16 protein-coding genes are annotated in these 15708 nt (G+C 39.0%); 9 read left to right on the top strand and 7 right to left on the bottom strand.

The features are described 5' to 3' along the window. Window positions 1–2 precede the first annotated feature (2 nt). Window positions 3–932 carry a flagellar motor protein MotB gene (locus HC728_RS02575; protein ID WP_005418111.1) on the top strand — a complete coding sequence of 310 codons (930 nt, stop codon included), beginning with the start codon at window positions 3–5 and terminating at the stop codon, window positions 930–932. A gap of 159 nt (window positions 933–1091) precedes the next feature. After that, on the top strand, window positions 1092–2540 hold the full coding sequence (gene thiI, locus HC728_RS02570) for a tRNA uracil 4-sulfurtransferase ThiI (RefSeq protein WP_005418113.1): 1449 nt from the start codon (window positions 1092–1094) through the stop codon (window positions 2538–2540). Window positions 2541–2612: 72 nt separating this feature from the next. On the opposite strand, the gene HC728_RS02565 is transcribed toward thiI, so the two are convergent. The 7 genes from HC728_RS02565 to HC728_RS02535 all read right to left on the bottom strand — a co-directional run bounded on the left by HC728_RS02565 (window position 2613) and on the right by HC728_RS02535 (window position 9033). Further along, a complete protein-coding gene (locus tag HC728_RS02565) occupies window positions 2613–3203 on the bottom strand; it encodes a DJ-1 family glyoxalase III (protein WP_005418115.1) in 591 nt (196 codons plus the stop codon). Next, window positions 3200–4093, bottom strand: coding sequence for a 2-dehydropantoate 2-reductase (gene panE, locus HC728_RS02560; protein WP_176694932.1), 894 nt, complete (start codon window positions 4091–4093; stop codon window positions 3200–3202). The genes HC728_RS02565 and panE overlap by 4 nt, the downstream gene beginning before the upstream one ends. 107 nt (window positions 4094–4200) lie before the next feature. Beyond that, complete coding sequence (locus HC728_RS02555; RefSeq protein WP_054775853.1) at window positions 4201–5025, bottom strand: outer membrane protein OmpK; 825 nt, start codon at window positions 5023–5025, stop codon at window positions 4201–4203. A 282-nt stretch (window positions 5026–5307) separates the two neighbouring features. Beyond that, window positions 5308–6651: an MFS transporter gene (locus HC728_RS02550; protein ID WP_005418120.1), complete on the bottom strand. Its 1344-nt coding sequence runs from the start codon at window positions 6649–6651 to the stop codon at window positions 5308–5310. 86 nt (window positions 6652–6737) lie between these two features. Then, a complete protein-coding gene (locus tag HC728_RS02545; RefSeq protein WP_065621602.1) occupies window positions 6738–7301 on the bottom strand; it encodes a peptidylprolyl isomerase in 564 nt (187 codons plus the stop codon). Next, a complete protein-coding gene (locus HC728_RS02540; RefSeq protein ID WP_005418122.1) occupies window positions 7301–7870 on the bottom strand; it encodes a YajG family lipoprotein in 570 nt (189 codons plus the stop codon). Before HC728_RS02540 ends, HC728_RS02545 begins: the two co-directional genes overlap by 1 nt. 14 nt (window positions 7871–7884) lie before the next feature. Continuing rightward, on the bottom strand, window positions 7885–9033 hold the full coding sequence (locus tag HC728_RS02535; protein WP_005418124.1) for a methyltransferase: 1149 nt from the start codon (window positions 9031–9033) through the stop codon (window positions 7885–7887). Window positions 9034–9128: 95 nt separating this feature from the next. Between HC728_RS02535 and bolA the strand changes: the two genes are divergently transcribed. The 7 genes from bolA to nqrF all read left to right on the top strand — a co-directional run bounded on the left by bolA (window position 9129) and on the right by nqrF (window position 15674). After that, a complete protein-coding gene (gene bolA / locus HC728_RS02530) occupies window positions 9129–9443 on the top strand; it encodes a transcriptional regulator BolA (protein ID WP_017018586.1) in 315 nt (104 codons plus the stop codon). 393 nt (window positions 9444–9836) lie between these two features. Next, on the top strand, window positions 9837–11177 hold the full coding sequence (locus tag HC728_RS02525) for a Na(+)-translocating NADH-quinone reductase subunit A (protein ID WP_017018585.1): 1341 nt from the start codon (window positions 9837–9839) through the stop codon (window positions 11175–11177). A gap of 3 nt (window positions 11178–11180) precedes the next feature. Further along, complete coding sequence (locus tag HC728_RS02520; protein WP_005418132.1) at window positions 11181–12425, top strand: NADH:ubiquinone reductase (Na(+)-transporting) subunit B; 1245 nt, start codon at window positions 11181–11183, stop codon at window positions 12423–12425. Next, window positions 12415–13182, top strand: coding sequence for a Na(+)-translocating NADH-quinone reductase subunit C (locus HC728_RS02515; RefSeq protein ID WP_065597188.1), 768 nt, complete (start codon window positions 12415–12417; stop codon window positions 13180–13182). The genes HC728_RS02520 and HC728_RS02515 overlap by 11 nt, the downstream gene beginning before the upstream one ends. Continuing rightward, window positions 13182–13814, top strand: coding sequence for an NADH:ubiquinone reductase (Na(+)-transporting) subunit D (locus HC728_RS02510; RefSeq protein WP_005418135.1), 633 nt, complete (start codon window positions 13182–13184; stop codon window positions 13812–13814). The genes HC728_RS02515 and HC728_RS02510 overlap by 1 nt, the downstream gene beginning before the upstream one ends. A gap of 7 nt (window positions 13815–13821) precedes the next feature. Continuing rightward, window positions 13822–14418, top strand: a complete 597-nt coding sequence (gene nqrE, locus HC728_RS02505; RefSeq protein ID WP_005418136.1) for an NADH:ubiquinone reductase (Na(+)-transporting) subunit E — start codon at window positions 13822–13824, stop codon at window positions 14416–14418. A gap of 29 nt (window positions 14419–14447) precedes the next feature. Beyond that, complete coding sequence (gene nqrF / locus HC728_RS02500; RefSeq protein WP_005418137.1) at window positions 14448–15674, top strand: NADH:ubiquinone reductase (Na(+)-transporting) subunit F; 1227 nt, start codon at window positions 14448–14450, stop codon at window positions 15672–15674. Window positions 15675–15708 lie beyond the last annotated feature (34 nt).

Genomic DNA, 15708 nt, shown 5'->3' with positions numbered 1-15708 from the left:
TAATGGAAGATGAAAACGACTGCAAATGTCCTCCTGGTGCCCCCTTATGGATGGCAACATTTGCTGACTTAGCAACATTATTAATGTGTTTTTTCGTTCTATTACTTTCGTTCTCAGAAATGGATGTATTGAAGTTTAAGCAGATTGCAGGTTCAATGAAGTTCGCTTTTGGTGTGCAAAACGTTTTAGAAGTAAAAGACATACCAAAAGGGACAAGTGTTATTGCTCAAGAATTCCGTCCGGGGCGACCTGAGCCAACGCCAATTGAAGTTATCATGCAGCAGACAATTGATATTCCACAGAAAACATTAGATTTTCATGATGGAGAATCGGATCGTGCTGGTGGTACTAAACGAGAAGCGGGTAAACAGACTGGTGGCGAGTCACCATCTAATTCGACACAAACGAGCGCTCAAAGTAATTCAGAATCTGAAAGTCAAACTCAAAGTCAACAAGAGTTAGAAGATACGATTAAAAAAGCACTAGAGCGTGAGATTAGTGAAGGGGCGATTGAAGTTGAGAATTTAGGTCAACAACTCGTTATTCGTATTCGAGAAAAAGGTGCATTTCCTGCAGGATCAGCCTTTTTACAACCGAAGTTCCGTCCACTTATTCGTCAAATTGCAGAGTTAGTTAAGGATGTTCCAGGTATCATTCGTGTATCAGGACATACCGATAATCAGCCTTTAGATTCAGAACTTTACCGTTCTAATTGGGACTTATCTGCTCAGCGAGCGGTATCCGTTGCTCTTGAGATGGAAAGAGTTAAAGGTTTTGAAAGTGACCGCTTACGTGTTCGTGGTATGGCGTCAACAGAACCTCTAGTTTCAAATAAAACCGCTGAAGGGCGAGCTCGAAATCGTCGTGTTGAAATCAGTATCATGCAGGGTAAACCTCATGAGAGTGATGAAGTACCTAGTGCTCAACCGTAATTTGAGTTAAAGAGGTCAGAGATAATTAAGATAATAATGAAAGGTGAGTTGAATTAGCAACTCGCCTTTTTTTTCGGTATAATCTTGCGCCTTAGATTCGGTCCTGAACCAACCTTATCTATCCTTTTGATTGTTTTCCTACATCAGTGAAGTCTATATATGAAGTTTATCGTTAAGCCACACCCAGAAGTTTTTGTTAAAAGTGATTCAGTACGTAAGCGCTTTATTCGTATTCTTGAATCTAACCTACGCAGTATTATTCAGCGTGAAACCAAAGGTGTTGAAGTCATCAACCGTCGTGATCATATCGAAGTGACAGGACTGAGTGATGAATACCGTGATGTAACATTGTCGGTACTAACGCAAACTCCAGGTATTCACCATGTACTTGAAGTTAAGCAGTCAGGCTTTAAAGACATGCACGATATTTTTGAGCAATGTCTTGAAATGAACCGTGAAGTTATTGAAGGTAAAACGTTCTGTGTACGTGTTAAGCGTCGTGGTAATCATGACTTTACATCTATTGAGCTTGAGCGTTACGTTGGTGGCGGTTTAAATCAATCAGTAGAAAGTGCAAGTGTTCGTCTAAAGAACCCTGAAGTGACGGTTAAATTTGAAGTAGCAAATGACAAATTAAACCTGATTATTGCTCGTCATAAAGGCTTAGGCGGATTCCCTCTTGGAACTCAAGAAGATGTATTAAGTTTGATTTCTGGTGGTTTTGATTCTGGTGTATCAAGCTACTTACACATTAAACGTGGTTCAAAAGTACATTACTTATTCTTTAATTTAGGTGGCCCAGCTCACGAGATTGGCGTGAAACAAGTATCGCACTTCTTGTGGAAAAAATACGGTTCATCAGCAAAAGTTAAATTTATCTCTGTTGATTTTGATCCAGTTGTTGCTGAGATCTTAGAGAAAGTAGATGATGGCCAAATGGGTGTTATCTTAAAACGTATGTTTATGCGTGCAGGTGGCATGGTTGCTGAAAAATTTGGTATTGAAGGATTAGTTACTGGTGAAGCATTAGGTCAAGTATCTAGTCAAACACTAACTAACTTACGCCATATTGATAACGTAACGGATTCACTGATTCTACGTCCTCTAATTAACTGGGATAAAGAAGATATTATTGATTTGGCTCGTGAGATTGGTACTGAAGATTTCGCGAAAACAATGCCTGAATACTGTGGTGTAATTTCTAAGAAACCAACAGTAAAAGCAGTGAAAGAAAAACTAGAAAAAGAAGAAGCGAAATTCGATTTCTCTGTTCTTGAGCAAGCGGTTTATAACGCACGTGTTATGGACATTCGTGATATTGAAAAAGAAAGCCAAGAGCAAGCTCCAGAAGTTGAAATGGTATCTGAGCTAGGTTCTGATGTTGTGGTTCTTGATATCCGTAGTGCTGAAGAAGAAGATGAAAAACCGTTAGAGCTTGATGGTGTTGAGGTAACTCACATACCTTTCTTCAAATTAGCAACTAAGTTTGGTGATCTAGACCAATCTAAAGAGTACTTATTATACTGTGAGCGTGGTGTGATGAGCCGTCTTCAAGCATTATTATTAATTGAGAATGGCTACAAGAACGTAAAAGTTTACCGTCCATAGTCAGTAAATATGCAGCATTTAAAAAGGGCGTTGATTATTCAACGCCCTTTTTTTGTCTATCACCGATTGGAGTTAGACTTGATGATAATTAAGATTAGGAAGTGTTACTAAATCAGCGGCTAATTTAGCAGTAAGCTCTTTACCCGCAAGAGTTGTGACAATTTCCATCGCAAACTCAAGAGCAGAACCTGGGCCTTGGCTTGTAATTAAGTGATTTAACACATCCGTAAATACACGCTTAATACGGCGATTTTTCTCTGGAATTGCTTCCATAAAGCTTGGGTAGCAAGTCATTAATGCATCTGGATATAAATTATGATGCTGTAAAACAATGGCTGGAGCGGCACAAATTGCAGCAACCCATTTTTCATCGTATTTTTGTTGCTTTAACATCTCAATGAGTAGGGTGCTGTCTCTGAAATTTTCAGAACCTTTTAATCCACCAGGAAGAACAATACAATCAAATTCTTCATCAGCAACTTCAACAAGCTTTACATCAGCGGTTAACATCACTCTTTGTGCTGCTTTCATTGTTAATGAACCATCAAAAGCGGTACTTGCAACGGTCACATCAAATTTTGCACGCTCTAGAATATCAATTACCGTAATAGCTTCTAACTCTTCAGTACCGGGTGCGATACATACGAGAATTTTTTTAGTCATAATGTGTTCTCTTCAAATTGTTTAATCTGATTATATAACGATTGATTAATAGGTGCTGAAATACCGTGAAATTTAGCACGCTTTAATAAATAACCAGTAATGAAATCAATCTCAGTTTTGCGTTGATAAAAACAATCGCGATTCATTGAAGAATAATTGGCAGATGTTGCTTTTATAACTTGGTTAACGCTTGAAAGTAATTCTGAGTAACGCCATTCAATGCCTTCTTTTTGCAAAACCTCATGCACTTCAGAGCAAATGTTCACAACATATTGATGAATGTCGGGTTGTTCTAATTGTCCATTCTTACATTGATGAATTGCTGTTAATGGGTTAATCGCACAGTTGATAGCGAGTTTTTTCCATAACGCGATATTGATTTCTGGGTTCCAATCGACACTTGGTAAGCTATGGTTTAATACATCTTGAATAAATTGACACTGTTTACCTAGTGGGTTAAATGGCCCTACAGAGGTATGTCCATAACCTGTATGGATTACGTTAGTGCTATTTTCTTTTAAGGCACCATGAGTCGTCGTTGCTTGCAAAATTGGGTGGTGATTAATGCGTTCTTTTAAGCCATCAATTGCCCCCATGCCATTATGCATAAACAGCAGTATGGTTTCTTTTGATAATGATGGAAGTAAAGGGAGTAAGGCGCTTTCGACTTGCCAAGCTTTAACTGTAATTACTAGCAAATCACAATCGATCAAGGCTTGTTTATCATTGCTCTTAAATTGGTGTGATGAGTTTTCATTAGCAGATAATGAAAGTGATTGCTCAGAAGGCATTGAATTTCTTGTCCATAAGCAGACGTTGTGTCCTGCTTTTTGTAGATAACACGCCCATAAAGAGCCGACTGCACCGGGACCAAGAATGGTGATATTCACAGATGAATCCATTAAGAAGAAATAATGAAAGCAGTGTAATTGGTTTGCTACAAAAAACAAAGGCGCTCATAGTGAGCGCCTTAGTAAAATAGATATTCTAAGTTAGATTAGAATTTGTAAGTAACACTTAGGTAATGACTCACGCCTGATGATTCCCATTCTCCACCAAAGCCAGTAGCTGCACCATCTTCTAAGCCGTAAATATCTTGGTAAGCTTTCAGACCGTAACCAACAGCAAACTGGTTTGAATGCCAGTAGATACCATTAAACATAGCGCCGCCATTGCTCTTTGTACCAGCTTGGCTATCATCCATACCTAATTGGTAATCAATGTAACCTTGGTAAGAAATGAATGAACCGTTATCGAAGAAGTAGAATGGTTTGAACCAGTTAGCCGATACTTGATAACCGTTCCAATCTTTAGTGTTTAAATCATAAAGACCGTAGAAGTTAAGACCAACTTTACCTAACCACGGAACCATAACATCAGAACCTAAACCCCAGAAAGAGTTATTAACTCCACCGCGATTACCACCCCAGTTAAATAGAGTTGCAACGTAAAGCTCTTGAATTGGGCCCATTGATAAATCTTTACCAGTCAGTCCATCTAAAGACATACGTGGTGCGAATTTCATGAACATTTTATCTGGAGCTGTTGATTTATCTGTATCGTCTTTGTTTGCTAGGTTGAATACGTCAACGTAACCATAAAGATCAAAAATGCCAGAGCGACCGCCAAATTCCATTTCTAAATAGTCATGTGTATTTTCTGCAGCAGTGCTTGAAGCTGGTTTCTCATCGATTGAATACATGTAGTTAAACTGCATGAATTTGAAATCATTCTTATGAGTATCGCCATCAGTATAATCAGCAGCGAAAGTTGGAGCAGAAAGAGTAGCAAGAACAGATAGAGCTAAAAGGGATTTACGCATAATGGTATCTCTATAGTTATGTATTACAATAATAATAGAAGAACGATATAAATATCGTTTCCGAATGACGCAAATAATATAGAGAAAGTTCACTTTTTTAAATGCAATTTATGTAATAGCAATGTTATATGTAGATCTCGATCGTGTTTATAAATTGGACTAATAAAATAAGGTGATCAATATCACTCGCTTGACAAAACTCTGACATAAAAATGTGAACAAAAACAAAAAAGCCTCCTAAATTAGGAGGCTTTGGTAGCACAGTTGTTACGTATAAGAACTTTAAGAGCGTTGATGCTTATCAAGAAGCGCTTTGAAATGCCCTTTAAGCATAAGCAACATAATTAGACTAGGGATAACCATTACTGCCGTTAATATAAAGAATAAAGGCCAGCTATTTAAGTAATCAGCCAATTCACCACTGAAAGAAGCTAATGTTGTTCTGCCTAAGTTTCCTAATGAAGCAAGCAACGCATATTGAGTCGCAGAGAATGCTTCGCCAGTCAGTATGGTTAAGAAGGATACAAAGGCAACGGTTGAAAACGCAGTTGTGAAGTTATCTACAATAATCGTTGCTAGGAATAAATGTTCATTAGGACCGACATTAGCGATAAGCGCAAACATCAAATTACTTGCAGCCATAGCCACACCGCCAATCATTAGACCTTTTACAACACCAAAACGAACATTGATTAAGCTGCCTAGTAGGGTGAAAAATACGGTTGCCCCCCAGCCGATCAATTTAGAGTAATAGCCAATTTGTTCGTTACTAAATCCGATTTCTTTATAAAAAGTGATCGACATTCTTCCAAGAAAAGCTTCACCAATTTTAAATAAGAAAACGAATAATAGTAGAGTACAGGCTGTTTTTACTCCGTTTCGATTAAAGAAGTCATAAAATGGTTCAATCACTGTTACGGTAAACCAAGCGGCAACTTTAGAACCAACCAATTTATTATGACGTTCTTCGGCTTCGTGTTGTAGTTCATCACGTTTGGTTTTTGGTTCGCCGACTAATAGAGTGAATACCATTAATAAGCCAACAATTCCTGCCATGCCATAGTAAACGCCATTCCATCCGATGCTATCGGCATTGATAAAAGCGAGATAACCAGGTAATGAATAGCCAGTCCACCAACCAATCACCGCCATTGCTGATGCTTGAGGCATTTTTGTGGATTCTGATTTTGGGAAGGTATCAATACGAAATGCATCAATGGCAACATCTTGTGTCGCTGACGCAGTCGCAATAGCAAGTGCAAACATTGATGTTAGCATTAAATTTTTTGAAGGATCTAATCCTGCAATTTGCAACGTACAAAACAGAACAATCGCTTGGCAAACAAAGATCCAACTGCGGCGTTGGCCTAGTTTGTTTCCAATAAAAGGGAGCTTTACACGGTCAACAAGTGGTGCCCACATAAAGTTAATTGCATATACCGCGAATACTGAACCGAAATAACCGATAGCAGCACGAGTTAATCCAGCATCTTTTAACCAACCCGACATGTTCGAGCCAATAAGTACCCAAGGAAAGCCACTAGAACAACCTAGCATGAAAACCCAAAGTAAACGTTTATCCATGTAGCTTTTTATGGCTGTTTTCCATTGCATGGAATGAGACATGAAACGCTCCTTGTTATTTGTTCTTATTGAAATAGATAGAAAAAGCAGCCCGAAAGCTGCTTTAGAGTAGTGCTATATTAACTAAATTATTTAATTAATGTTGCTTTAGTTATGATAATTGGTTCAACTGGAATATCTCGCATACCATTTGGTAGTGCTTTGGTTTTCTTAGTCGCCATTTTTTGAATCACATCAAAACCTTGTGTTACTTTACCAAACACAGCATAACCTGGTGGACGCTGACTTGCGTTTAAGAAGTCATTGTCATTTAGGTTAATGTAAAATTGACGAGTAGCAGAGTCAGGGTTATTAGTTCGAGCCATTGCAATTGTAGCAGTGTCATTACCTAAGCCGTTATAGCCTTCATTTTTGATAGGACCATAGCTTGGCTTTTTCATCATATTTTTATCAAAACCACCACCTTGAGCCATGAAGCCTGGGATCACACGGTGAAATTGAGTGCCCACATAACTGCCATCTTCAACATAACGAATGAAGTTTGCCACAGAAATAGGGGCTTTCTCTGAATTTAGTTCAACAGTAAAGTTACCTAATGTGGTTTCAAATTTTACTGATTCTGCTAGCGCCATTTGACTCGTCGTGCTAAGAGCGGCAATAATTAATGCGGCTTTTGAAATCATTTTAATCATTAAAAGTTACCTTTAATGTATGTTTGTAATTCTTCATCAACAGCGATTTTATCTAATACTGCATTTAATAAGTCATTAAGAACTTGTTCAATGTCTTGATTATCAGCACTCATAGAGCCTGTTTTTTCTGATACGCCATTGTAGGTTTTAACAAACTTACCTTTTGGTGTTTCTGCTGTAATTTGAAGCTTAACCTGAGTTTTGATTTCATTACTCATTAGAGAATGCTGCACACTTACTAGAGCTTCAATAATATCTAAACGTAATGTGTTATCGCTATCTACAGTAATAACAAAACCCTGAGTTTTAAGTTGTGAAGATAATGCATCTTCTAGAGTTACACGTAGATTTTGTTTTGCGTGAATTGGTTGTACATTTTGACGACCATTATCAATGACAGCGACGTATTGTGCAGTACGTAAATCGCTGCTATCTAATGTTAATTTAATACCATCAACGATTTGGTGAGCATTTGATGATGCTTTAGGTTGAATATCCAATTGTGGATCTGATGGTGCACTACAAGCAGCTAAAAAAAGTGCAGAAAGGGCAATGATGACCTTTTTCATGGTTTAATCCTTTTTTATTTTGATTTTTCGGCTTTAACAGCTTCTAAAATAACGAATTTTGAATTGCTAGCAACTGTGGTGACATTTTCTTCACCAAATAAGCGACATAATTTACCATCATAATCAAGATGACGGTTTCCAATAACTAATAATTTACCATCTTTGCATAAGATGTGCTTAGCATCACAGAACATTTGCCATGCAATATGGTCAGTAATCGCTTGGCCTTGATGGAATGGAGGGTTACATAGTACAAGATAACTGCTGTGTTTTTTAAATCCATCCAAACAGTTATTAGCAATAAATTGGAATTGACGTTCTTTGCCTAAGTTTACTTCTAAGTTACGGCGTGCAGATTCAACAGCCATAAAGCTTTCGTCAACACAAGTAATACGAGCTTCAGGGTTTAGTTGACCAGCTTTTACACTGAGTACACCATTACCACAACCAAGATCTATAATGTGTCGTAATTCAGGATCTGAAGGAATATGCTCAAGCATAAAGCGAGCACCTTGATCTAATTTTTCCCCTGAATATACATTAGGGTAGTTAAGAAGATCGATGTCTTCATTATCAACACTCCAACAAACAGCTTCTGCGATGGTTTTTGGGTTCGTTGCGTTTGCGTTTGAAAATACTAAGCGGTGCTTCTTCCAAGCAAGCGATGTTTTAGTTTCACCAAGGTACTCTTCAAATAGCTCAAGTGTTGAATTATGAATTTCTTTAGCTTTATTAACCGCAATAATAGGACAATCAGCGTTCATAGATTGGCGTAGTTGCTGCAACTGCCATGTTAACATTCGATTGTTTTTTGGGATTTGCATTAATACTAAATCGAAACCTTGTGGCATCTCTTCAGTTGATGTGATGAGCTGTACACGGTTACATTGGTTTCGTTGTAGGTTCTTTAATGTACCACGTTGTGAAACAAATGAATCGGTCATCATTGTTACGTTATGCTTGTCTGAGAACCAGCATGATAATGCACCAAAATTATCATTTAAGATAAGAATGTTTTTGCCATCTTCTAGATTTAGCTCTTCTTCTACATATTTAATGATGTATTCATCACCCGCATCCCATGCTTGCAGTAGTTCTTGAGCACGTTTAGGGTAACGTTGTAAATTTAGGCTTCGGTCAAGTAGACTCAGTTCTGTTTTCATAATGATTTGATCTTCAAATAGGGAAGGCTTCTAGCTATTGTCGCAAATGGTGTATAAAGTGGAAACAGAAGAATTCAAATAAAGAAAGGAATTATATGATTCAGCATCAAATTGAACAAAAATTACGCGAAGCGTTAGCGCCTTCTTATCTTAAAGTTCTAAATGAAAGCTACATGCATAACGTACCTGAAGGTTCAGAGAGCCATTTTAAGGTGATTGTAGTGAGCGATGAATTTGAAGGTAAACGTTTAATTGCTCGTCATCGGACTATTAATAACATCTTAGCTGAAGAATTGTCAGACCATATTCATGCTTTAGCCATTCATACGTATACAGAAACAGAATGGCAAGCTCTAGATACAGAGCAAGTTCCTCTTAGTCCCAACTGTATGGGCGGTGGAAAAGGTTAAAAATGAAACGCTAATGTTTATTTTTTAACATAAAATAAATATAAAGTAAGGCTGTTTGTTAAAAAATGACCAATATTTAATGTCATTGCTACTTATGGGGTATTTTTTGATTTTGAACAAGAATTGTGCAGTAGGTCTAAAATGCTCAACCTATTTCAATGATTTCTGACAATGAATAGTAAAAAATAGCAGGAATCGAGTCATTGAACGTGGCATCTACACCATAAAAAATGATAGAATCCTCCGCCTTAAAACAGCTTTTTTCGTATTTATGTAAAAAGCATATTACTAGGATGTTAATAGTGTTGCGTGATTTGTGTCGCCAATACTGGACACATGCAGTGTCGTGTCTTATATAGAATCTTTTTTCCCATAAAATTAGTGCAAGTGCGTATGATTACAATAAAAAAGGGTTTGGATCTTCCTATTGCAGGTGTTCCTACTCAGGTGATTAATGATGGTAAATCCATCACTAAAGTCGCCTTGCTTGGCGAAGAGTACGTTGGTATGCGTCCTACGATGCATGTCCGCGTGGAAGATGTAGTAAAGAAAGGTCAGGTTCTTTTTGCTGATAAAAAGAATCCAGGCGTAGTATTTACTGCTCCAGTAAGTGGTAAGGTTGTTGAAATTAACCGTGGTGCGAAACGCGTACTTCAATCTGTAGTAATTGCAGTTGAAGGCGAAGAGCAGGTTACTTTTAATAGCTATGCAGCAAATGAACTAGTGTCGCTTGATCGTGAAACGATTAAAACACAACTGGTTGATTCAGGTGCATGGACTGCATTACGTACTCGTCCGTTCAGCAAGGTTCCAGCGATTGATTCTGAAACAAAGGCTATCTTTGTAACTGCTATGGATACTAATCCGTTAGCGGCTGATGCAGAAGTGATCATTAACCAACAAGAAGAAGCTTTTGTTGCAGGCTTAGACTTATTATCTGTATTAACAGGCGATAAAGTTTATGTATGTAAGAAAGGAGGTAGCTTACCTCGTTCTTCTCAAAAAAATGTTGAAGAACATGTATTTGATGGCCCTCATCCAGCAGGTTTAGCCGGTACTCACATGCATTACTTGTATCCTGTAGATACAAATCATGTAGCGTGGAGCATTGGTTACCAAGATGTGATTGCATTCGGTCAACTGTTCTTAACGGGTGAAATCTACTCTGAAAGAATCGTATCTTTAGCTGGCCCTGCAGTAAATAATCCTCGCTTAGTTCGTACTATTACTGGTGCAAGCTTAGTTGATTTAACTGACAGTGAAGTAATGCCTGGTGAAGTTCGTGTGATTTCTGGTTCTGTACTTAACGGTACGCAAGCATCAGGTCCTCACGCTTACCTTGGTCGTTACCATCAGCAAGTTTCTGTTCTTCGTGAAGGTCGTGAGAAAGAATTGTTTGGTTGGGCTGTTCCTGGCAAAAACAAATTCTCAGTAACTCGTTCATTCTTGAGTCACTTATTCTCAGGTCAACTGTTTAACATGACGACAACTACTAACGGTAGTGATCGTGCAATGGTGCCAATCGGTAACTACGAACGCGTATTACCATTAGACATGGAAGCAACCATGTTATTGCGTGACCTTTGTGCTGGTGATGTTGACAGTGCACAACGCTTAGGTGCATTAGAATTAGATGAAGAAGATCTAGGTCTATGTACATATGTGTGCCCTGGTAAATATGAGTATGGTCCAATGCTTCGTGAGATCTTGGATACCATCGAGAAGGAAGGGTAATTGATGAGCCTTTTAAATTTATTTGAAAAAGTTGAACATCATTTTGAGCCAGGCGGTAAATATGAGAAGTGGTTTGCTTTATACGAAGCAACAGCAACACTTTTCTATACTCCTGGTACAGTAACAAAAGGTGGTTCACATGTTCGTGATAGCGTTGACTTAAAACGTATCATGATCATGGTATGGTTTGCGGTATTCCCAGCAATGTTCTGGGGTATGTACAACGCAGGTAACCAAGCAATTGTTGCTCTTGAACATATGTATTCAGGCGCTGAACTTGCAGCAGTTATTTCTGGCAACTGGCACTACTGGTTGACTGAAATGCTAGGTGGCACAGTAAGTGCTGATGCAGGTTGGGGCAGTAGCATGCTACTGGGTGCAACATACTTCTTACCAATCTACGCAACAGTGTTCCTTGTTGGTGGTTTTTGGGAAGTGTTGTTCTGTATGGTGCGTAAGCATGAAGTTAACGAAGGTTTCTTTGTAACTTCTATCCTTTTCGCATTGATCGTTCCACCAACACTTCCACTATGGCAAGCAGCGTTAGGTATTACTTTCGGTGTTGTTGTAGCGAAAGAAATCTTTGGTGGTACTGGTCGTAACTTCCTAAACCCTGCGCTAGCGGGTCGTGCATTCCTATTCTTTGCATACCCAGCTCAAATTTCAGGTGATACAGTTTGGACTGCTGCTGATGGCTTCTCTGGTGCAACAGCACTTAGCCAATGGGCACAAGGTGGTCAAGGTGGCCTAGTAAATACAATTACTGGCGACACAATCACTTGGATGGACGCATTCATTGGTAATATCCCAGGTTCAATTGGTGAGGTTTCGACTCTTGCTCTGATCCTTGGTGGTCTAATGATCGTTTACATGCGTATTGCTTCATGGCGTATCATTGCTGGTGTAATGATCGGTATGGTTGCAGTGTCTACACTGTTTAACCTAATCGGTTCTGACACAAATGCAATGTTCAGCATGCCTTGGCATTGGCACCTAGTTCTTGGTGGTTTCGCGTTTGGTATGATCTTTATGGCAACAGACCCAGTATCGGCTTCATTTACTAATAAAGGTAAGTGGTGGTACGGTATTTTAATTGGTGGTATGGCTGTAATGATCCGTGTAGTTAACCCTGCATACCCTGAAGGTATGATGTTAGCTATTCTATTTGCAAACTTGTTTGCTCCACTGTTTGATAACCTTGTAGTTGAAGGTAACGTGAAACGGAGACTAAAACGCTATGGCAAGTAATAACGATAGCATTAAAAAGACTCTCGGTGTTGTTATTGGTTTGAGCCTAGTGTGTTCAATCATCGTATCAACGGCGGCAGTCGGTCTGCGTGATAAGCAAAAAGCAAACGCAGTTCTAGATAAGCAAAGCAAAATTGTTGAAGTTGCAGGTGTTACAGGTTCAGGTACTGTTCCTGAGCTATTCGCTGCAAACATCGAACCTCGTCTTGTTGATTTTGCAACAGGTGATTTCGTTGATGGTGACGCAGCTACTTACGATCAACGTAAAGCAGCTAAAGATCCAAAACAATCAATTAAGCTAACAGCTGAGCAAGATAAAGCAAAAATCATTCGTCGTGCAAACGTGGGTGTTGTTTACCTAGTTAAAGATGGCGACAAAGTGACTAAAATTATCCTACCTGTTCACGGTACTGGGTTATGGTCAATGATGTATGCGTTTGTTGCAGTTGAGACTGATGGTAACACTATTGCGGGTATCACTTACTACGACCAAGCGGAAACTCCGGGACTTGGTGGTGAAGTTGAAAACCCAACGTGGCGTGCACAATTCGTAGGTAAGAAACTGTTTGATGAAAATCATAAACCTGCAATTAAGATTGTTAAAGGCGGTGCTCCAGCTGGTTCTGAGTACGGTGTAGATGGTCTTTCTGGTGCAACGCTAACAGGCAACGGTGTTCAACACACGTTTGACTTCTGGTTAGGTAATGACGGCTTCGGTCCATTCCTTGCTAAAGTTCGTGATGGAGGTCTGAACTAATGGCTAGCGCAAAAGATATTAAAAAGAGCATTTTAGCGCCGGTGTTGGATAACAACCCTATCGCGCTACAAGTTCTTGGTGTTTGTTCAGCTCTAGCTGTAACAACTAAGCTTGAAACGGCTTTCGTTATGACTTTAGCGGTAATGTTTGTTACTGCTTTGTCTAACTTATTCGTTTCGCTAATTCGTAACCACATGCCAAACAGCGTTCGTATCATCGTTCAGATGGCGATCATCGCTTCTTTGGTTATCGTTGTTGACCAAGTATTGAAAGCATATCTATATGATATTTCTAAACAGCTTTCAGTATTTGTAAGCTTGATCATTACAAACTGTATCGTAATGGGTCGTGCGGAAGCGTTCGCAATGAAATCTGCTCCATTCCCATCATTTATCGATGGTATTGGTAACGGTCTTGGTTATGGTTTTGTACTGATGACAGTAGCATTTTTCCGTGAACTTCTTGGTTCTGGTAAGCTATTTGGTGTTGAAGTTCTTCCACTTGTTTCTAACGGTGGTTGGTACCAACCAAATGGTCTAATGCTTCTAGCACCATCAGCATTCTTCTTAATTGGTTTTATGATCTGGGCTATCCGTATCCTTAAACCAGAACAAGTAGAAGCGAAGGAGTAAGGTCGAAATGGAACATTATATTAGTTTACTTGTTAAATCGATCTTCATCGAAAACATGGCGCTTTCATTTTTCCTAGGTATGTGTACGTTCTTAGCTGTATCTAAGAAAGTAAAAACATCGTTTGGTCTTGGTGTTGCGGTAGTTGTTGTTCTAACAATCGCTGTACCTGTGAACAACCTTGTTTATACGTACCTACTAAAAGAAAATGCGTTAGTTGCGGGTGTTGATTTAACATTCCTTAGCTTTATTACTTTTATCGGTGTAATTGCAGCACTAGTACAAATTCTAGAAATGATCTTAGATCGCTTCTTCCCACCTTTGTACAATGCTCTAGGTATCTTCCTTCCGTTAATCACAGTTAACTGTGCTATTTTCGGTGGTGTATCTTTCATGGTTCAACGTGACTATAACTTTGCTGAATCTGTAGTATACGGTTTCGGTTCAGGTATTGGTTGGATGTTGGCTATCGTAGCACTTGCTGGTATTCGTGAAAAAATGAAGTACTCTGATGTACCTCCAGGTCTTCGTGGCCTTGGTATTACTTTCATTACAGTAGGTTTAATGGCGTTAGGCTTTATGTCTTTCTCTGGTGTTCAACTGTAGGGTAAGCACCCAATAATAAGGAATAACAAATGCAAAGCATTATTCTTGGTGTAGCGATGTTTACCATTATTGTATTGGCTTTAGTATTAGTGATCTTATTCGCTAAATCTAAGTTAGTACCATCAGGTGACATTACTATCTCTGTAAATGGCGATGCTGATAAAGCAATCATTACACAACCAGGTGGTAAATTACTTAGTGCTCTTGGTAGCGCTGGTATTTTCGTATCATCTGCTTGTGGTGGCGGTGGCTCTTGTGGTCAGTGTCGTGTGAAAGTGAAATCTGGTGGTGGTGATATTCTACCTACAGAGCTTGATCACATTTCAAAAGGTGAGGCTCGCGAAGGTGAGCGCCTAGCATGTCAAGTTTCAATGAAAACTGACATGGAAATTGAACTTCCTGAAGAAATCTTTGGTGTTAAAAAGTGGGAATGTACTGTTATCTCTAATGATAACGAAGCTACTTTCATTAAAGAGTTAGCGCTTGCTATCCCTGAAGGTGAAGAAGTTCCATTCCGTGCTGGTGGTTATATTCAGATTGAAGCTGAACCACACCATATTAAATATTCAGATTTTGATATTCCTGAAGAATATCGTGGTGACTGGGATAAGTTTAACTTGTTCCGTTACGAGTCAATCGTTAATGAACATTCAATCCGTGCTTACTCTATGGCTTCATACCCAGAAGAGAAAGGCATTATTAAACTGAACGTTCGTATCGCGACTCCGCCGCCAAATAATCCTGATGTTCCACCTGGTGTAATGTCTTCTTATATTTGGTCACTAAAAGCTGGTGACAAATGTACTATTTCAGGTCCATTTGGTGAGTTCTTCGCTAAAGATACTGACAATGAAATGGTATTCATCGGTGGTGGTGCAGGTATGGCGCCAATGCGTTCTCATATCTTTGACCAATTATTACGTCTTAAGTCTAAGCGTAAGATGTCTTACTGGTATGGTGCACGTTCTAAGCGTGAAATGTTCTATGTTGAAGATTTCGATGGCCTAGCGGCTGATAACGAAAACTTCGTATGGCACTGTGCACTTTCTGATCCAATGCCAGAAGATAACTGGGATGGTTACACAGGCTTTATCCACAATGTTCTTTATGAAAACTACTTACGTGATCATGAAGCACCTGAAGATTGTGAATACTACATGTGTGGTCCACCAATGATGAACGCTGCTGTTATCGGCATGCTGAAAGATCTTGGTGTTGAAGATGAAAACATCTTACTAGATGACTTCGGTGGTTAATCTATCGAAGTAAGAAATATTGGCTGACTCAGTA

The sequence above is a fragment of the Aliivibrio sp. S10_S31 genome (assembly GCF_014694495.1).
In the GTDB taxonomy this organism is placed as follows: Bacteria; Pseudomonadota; Gammaproteobacteria; order Enterobacterales; family Vibrionaceae; genus Aliivibrio; species Aliivibrio fischeri.
The sequence above is the reverse complement of the archived record's forward strand: the minus strand, read 5'-3'. Positions and strand labels throughout refer to the sequence as shown.

What these genes read in the sequence shown, in the direction of transcription:
- HC728_RS02575 (WP_005418111.1), top strand. Translation starts at nt 3, where the DNA reads ATGGAAGATGAAAACGACTGCAAATGTCCTCCTGGTGCCCCCTTATGG.
- thiI (WP_005418113.1), top strand. Translation starts at nt 1,092, where the DNA reads ATGAAGTTTATCGTTAAGCCACACCCAGAAGTTTTTGTTAAAAGTGAT.
- HC728_RS02565 (WP_005418115.1), bottom strand. Translation starts at nt 3,203, where the DNA reads ATGACTAAAAAAATTCTCGTATGTATCGCACCCGGTACTGAAGAGTTA.
- HC728_RS02555 (WP_054775853.1), bottom strand. Translation starts at nt 5,025, where the DNA reads ATGCGTAAATCCCTTTTAGCTCTATCTGTTCTTGCTACTCTTTCTGCT.
- HC728_RS02550 (WP_005418120.1), bottom strand. Translation starts at nt 6,651, where the DNA reads ATGTCTCATTCCATGCAATGGAAAACAGCCATAAAAAGCTACATGGAT.
- HC728_RS02545 (WP_065621602.1), bottom strand. Translation starts at nt 7,301, where the DNA reads ATGATTAAAATGATTTCAAAAGCCGCATTAATTATTGCCGCTCTTAGC.
- HC728_RS02540 (WP_005418122.1), bottom strand. Translation starts at nt 7,870, where the DNA reads ATGAAAAAGGTCATCATTGCCCTTTCTGCACTTTTTTTAGCTGCTTGT.
- HC728_RS02535 (WP_005418124.1), bottom strand. Translation starts at nt 9,033, where the DNA reads ATGAAAACAGAACTGAGTCTACTTGACCGAAGCCTAAATTTACAACGT.
- bolA (WP_017018586.1), top strand. Translation starts at nt 9,129, where the DNA reads ATGATTCAGCATCAAATTGAACAAAAATTACGCGAAGCGTTAGCGCCT.
- HC728_RS02525 (WP_017018585.1), top strand. Translation starts at nt 9,837, where the DNA reads ATGATTACAATAAAAAAGGGTTTGGATCTTCCTATTGCAGGTGTTCCT.
- HC728_RS02520 (WP_005418132.1), top strand. Translation starts at nt 11,181, where the DNA reads ATGAGCCTTTTAAATTTATTTGAAAAAGTTGAACATCATTTTGAGCCA.
- HC728_RS02515 (WP_065597188.1), top strand. Translation starts at nt 12,415, where the DNA reads ATGGCAAGTAATAACGATAGCATTAAAAAGACTCTCGGTGTTGTTATT.
- HC728_RS02510 (WP_005418135.1), top strand. Translation starts at nt 13,182, where the DNA reads ATGGCTAGCGCAAAAGATATTAAAAAGAGCATTTTAGCGCCGGTGTTG.
- nqrE (WP_005418136.1), top strand. Translation starts at nt 13,822, where the DNA reads ATGGAACATTATATTAGTTTACTTGTTAAATCGATCTTCATCGAAAAC.
- nqrF (WP_005418137.1), top strand. Translation starts at nt 14,448, where the DNA reads ATGCAAAGCATTATTCTTGGTGTAGCGATGTTTACCATTATTGTATTG.